A 3,704-nucleotide genomic window follows, 5' to 3' on the forward strand; every position below is an offset into this window, starting at 1 on the left:
CGCTCGGCATGATCGGTCTGATGCAGTTTCTTCCTTCTGTACTGCTGGCGCTACCCGCCGGACATCTGGCGGATCAGCTCGATCGTCGCCGCATCGTGTTGCTCGGACAATGCATTGAGTGGCTGGCGCTGTTGGGGCTGGTTGCGCTCACACTGATGAACTGGGCAGGCAAGATTGAGATTTGGGGATTGGTGTTCCTGATCTCTGTCGCTAAGGCGCTTGAGTGGCCAGCGATTACCTCGATGCTGCCCGCGCTGGTGCCGCCGCCGATTCTGGCCCGCGCCATGGCCGCCAGTTCGGTGGGCGGACAGGCGGCGGTGATTATCGGCCCAACGCTCGGCGGCTTCCTTTATGTAGCGGGTCCGGATGTAGTGTATGGCGTCTCGGCGCTGTTCTATCTGTTCTCCATCGTGCTGGTAAGCCGACTGCGCTATGAGCGTCCGCCGCAGGCGCGTTTGCCGATGAATTTGCCTAACCTGTTTGTCGGCGTGCGGTTTATCCGCGATCGCAAAGATGTGCTCGGCGTGATTTCACTCGATCTGTTTGCGGTGTTGTTAGGCGGTGCAACCGCGCTGTTGCCGATCTTCGCGCAGGATATTCTGCATACCGGGCCGTGGGGATTGGGTATCCTGCGCGGGGCGCCATCGGTCGGCGCGCTGCTGGTTGGCGTGTGGCTGAGTCGTCACAAGCTGGAAAAGAACGTCGGCATGATCATGTTCGGTTCGGTAGCGGGTTTTGGCGTGGCGACGCTGGTGTTCGCGCTCTCCACCCAGCTGTGGCTGTCGGTGATCGCGTTAGCGGCGCTGGGTGGCTTTGATATGGTCAGCATGGTGATTCGCGGCGCGCTGGTGCAACTCGATACGCCGGATGACATGCGCGGCCGCGTCAATGCGGTCAACGCCATCTTCATTAATACCTCGAATCAGCTCGGCGAGTTTGAGTCAGGTTTATTGGCGGCGTGGATGGGCGCGGTGCCTGCGGCAGCGATTGGCGGCATCGGCACGCTGATCGTGGTGGGTGTGTGGATGACGATTTTCCCGCATCTGCGTAAGCGGCAGAAGCTGGAAAACGAAACCGTGGTTTGATGGATTTTGGGCGGTTTGTGAAACGGTGCGCATAAATGCGCACCCTACGCCGTAGGGTCGCCATTAATGGCGACCGTTACGATGGACGCACGAAACATCTCTCCAACATCACACGCTTATTGCTTTCCCCAGGCTGGCGTCAAAGGTTTTCCAGCTCTCCGTCATATCCACCACGGTTTTCGATTTTCGCGCTTCATCGATCTTGATCGCGGTAAGTCCCGCTTCCAGCGCATCCACCACGGAAACCTTCAGCGGTGTTCCTTGCGTAATGTGTTTCACAATCTCTTCTGCCATTAGCGCATCGGCGCCGTAATGGCCGTCATAAGCGTTGCCGTCATACTCGGTATCCACTTCGCGCTCGCCGGTGCGGGCGTTGTGCACGCGGAAGTAATTACGCACGAAGTCACCTTCGGCCATGCCATCGGTGCCCATCACGCAGAAGCGGCGGAACTCATCCGGCACGTTAAGGTTGGCGTGGAAGGCGAGGGTGGCGCCACCGGCATACTCAATCAGCGCGGTTTGGTAATCGACGATATCGGCATCGCCGTCAAACACCGCATCGGTGCTTGACCAGCCGCTCGGCTTAACGTGATACACCTCAGACTGCGGCGTTACCGCACCTTTAGGCGCATGCTGCGGCGTGAAGTTTTTGCGTCCGCCAAAGCTGGCAACGCGAACCGGACGCTCGCCGACCAAACCTTGGTAGAGATCGATATCGTGACAGCATTTTTCCAGAATGTACGGGCCAGCGTACTTCTCCAGACGACGCCAGTCGCGCTGGAAGAACGCACCGTGATACGGCTTGATGTGTTCGGTGGCTTCAATTGAGGTAATTTCGCCGAGGCGATTTTCATCGCGCGCGGTGAGCAGGTCGCGATAGAGCGGCGAGTAGCGCAGTACCAAGCCGACCAGAATGCGCTCGTGACCATATTGCTGCACCAGCTGCGCCATCGCCATGGTCTGCTCTTCGTTGATCACCACCGGCTTCTCGGTAAACACCGTGTAGCCCGCCGCTAAGCCCTGACGAATGTGTTCAAGATGCATAAAGTTTGGCGAACCGACCAGCAGCAGATCAAAGCCGCCGTGTTGCAGCAGCGCGTCCACGCTATCAAACGCGGTGCCCGCATCGATGCCAAAGCTGTGCAGGTTCGGTAACCCTGCCGGAGCGGGATCGACATAACCCACCACGGAAAACGCTGTGTCGGCTTTGTTGAACTCTTTCACCACATGGGAAAGACGAAAGCCCAGACCAATAATGCCCACTTTCATGTTGTACCCCTGAAGCCCGTTGCCTGTAAGCCGCCCGACCTGTCAGGCTGCTGATAATCTGACCGTTAACTTATTACGACAGAAAAACTAATGTCAATCCGTGTGGCGGATCTCAATTGGTGAAAAATTGTTATTTATATGATTTATATCTATTTTAATTAACTATACGGATTGCCTATTTATTTGTTATTGCGATTTAAGTTTTTTTCCCCTATCTTTCGCACATCTATAAGCGTCATACCGTTTCGGGCTGGCAGGAGGAAGCGCGTGCAATCACTAATGCTGGGTATTGATGGCGGTGGTACGCACTGTCGTGGACGCCTGACCGACAGCGCCGGACGGCTGCTGGCGGAAGCCAAAGGCGGTCCTGCTAACGTCTGGTCGCAGTTCGATGCCGCCATTGTGGCCATTGAGCAGGTCATCGACGATCTGTTTGCGCAGGCGAATTTACCCGCTGAAGCGCGCGACCGCACGGTGATCGTCGCCGGTCTGGCGGGCGCGAATGTCGCCTCGGTGCAAACCCGTCTCGCCAGCTGGCAGCCACGCTGTCAGGCGCGCTATCTGTTTACCGATGTCGAAATCGCCTGTGCCGGTGCACACGCCGGTGCGCCGGGCGCGGTGTTTATTATTGGCACCGGCAGCCAGGGCGCGGCCTGGGATGGCGCGCACTTCACGCTGCTCGGCGGCTGGGGTTTTGCCTTGTCGGATGCCGGTTCGGGTGCGATTCTCGGCCAACGCGCGCTGCGGCTGGCGCTGCTGGCGCACGAAGAGATTGTGCCCGCCTCGGCGTTAACGCAACGCATCATGGCAAGCTATCAAAATAGTCCGGAACAACTGCTGATCTGGTCGAAACAGGCGACACCCGCCGATTGGGGCCGCGTGGTGCCTGAGGTGTTCGCTGCCGCGCAACAGGGCGATGTGCATGGCATTGCGCTGGTGCAGCAATGCGCAGCGGATATCGTGCAGATGGTGCAGCCGCTGCTGGCGCGCAGCCACGGCAAACTGGCCTTAATGGGCGGATTAGCCGAACCCATTCAGGCGTGGCTGCCGGCGGATATCGCTGCGCTATTGGTGCCGCCGCAGGGCGATGCGCTGAGCGGCGCGCTTCGCCTCGCCACGCAGTTCAGCCTGACACTTCCCGCTTAACTTCAGATAAAGAGGCTCATGAGCGCTCCCAACGTAACCGCGCGCATTCTACGGCTGATTGTCGAAAATGCGCCTATTAGTCAATCCGATCTCAAAGTGCGCAGCGGCCTGAGCATGTCGACGGTATCGCAAGCCACCAATCGTCTGCTGACCGGCGGCATCGTGCAGGAGCTGGGACTGCGTCGCGTCTCAATGGGGCGGCCC

The 3,704-nt window shown here is 58.6% G+C and carries 4 protein-coding genes; 3 read left to right on the forward strand and 1 reads right to left on the reverse strand.

Annotation, left to right across the window (positions count from 1 at the left end):
• A partial coding sequence (locus RTY00_RS21675) for an MFS transporter (RefSeq protein ID WP_312666155.1) occupies window positions 1–1,085 on the forward strand: 1,085 nt, incomplete at its 5' end.
• A 108-nt stretch (window positions 1,086–1,193) separates the two neighbouring features.
• On the opposite strand, the gene RTY00_RS21680 is transcribed toward RTY00_RS21675, so the two are convergent.
• Window positions 1,194–2,354 (reverse strand): Gfo/Idh/MocA family oxidoreductase, encoded by a 1,161-nt coding sequence (locus RTY00_RS21680; RefSeq protein WP_312666157.1) that lies wholly within the window; start codon window positions 2,352–2,354, stop codon window positions 1,194–1,196.
• 267 nt (window positions 2,355–2,621) lie between these two features.
• On the opposite strand from RTY00_RS21680, the gene RTY00_RS21685 reads away from it, so the two are divergent.
• Together RTY00_RS21685 and RTY00_RS21690 are read left to right on the forward strand one after the other, a co-directional pair.
• Complete coding sequence (locus RTY00_RS21685; protein ID WP_312666159.1) at window positions 2,622–3,500, forward strand: BadF/BadG/BcrA/BcrD ATPase family protein; 879 nt, start codon at window positions 2,622–2,624, stop codon at window positions 3,498–3,500.
• An 18-nt stretch (window positions 3,501–3,518) separates the two neighbouring features.
• A partial coding sequence (locus RTY00_RS21690) for a winged helix-turn-helix domain-containing protein (RefSeq protein ID WP_312666161.1) occupies window positions 3,519–3,704 on the forward strand: 186 nt, incomplete at its 3' end.

Origin of the sequence: Pantoea sp. CTOTU49201, assembly GCF_032054795.1 — a bacterium.
Lineage (GTDB): Bacteria > Pseudomonadota > Gammaproteobacteria > Enterobacterales > Enterobacteriaceae > Pantoea > Pantoea symbiotica.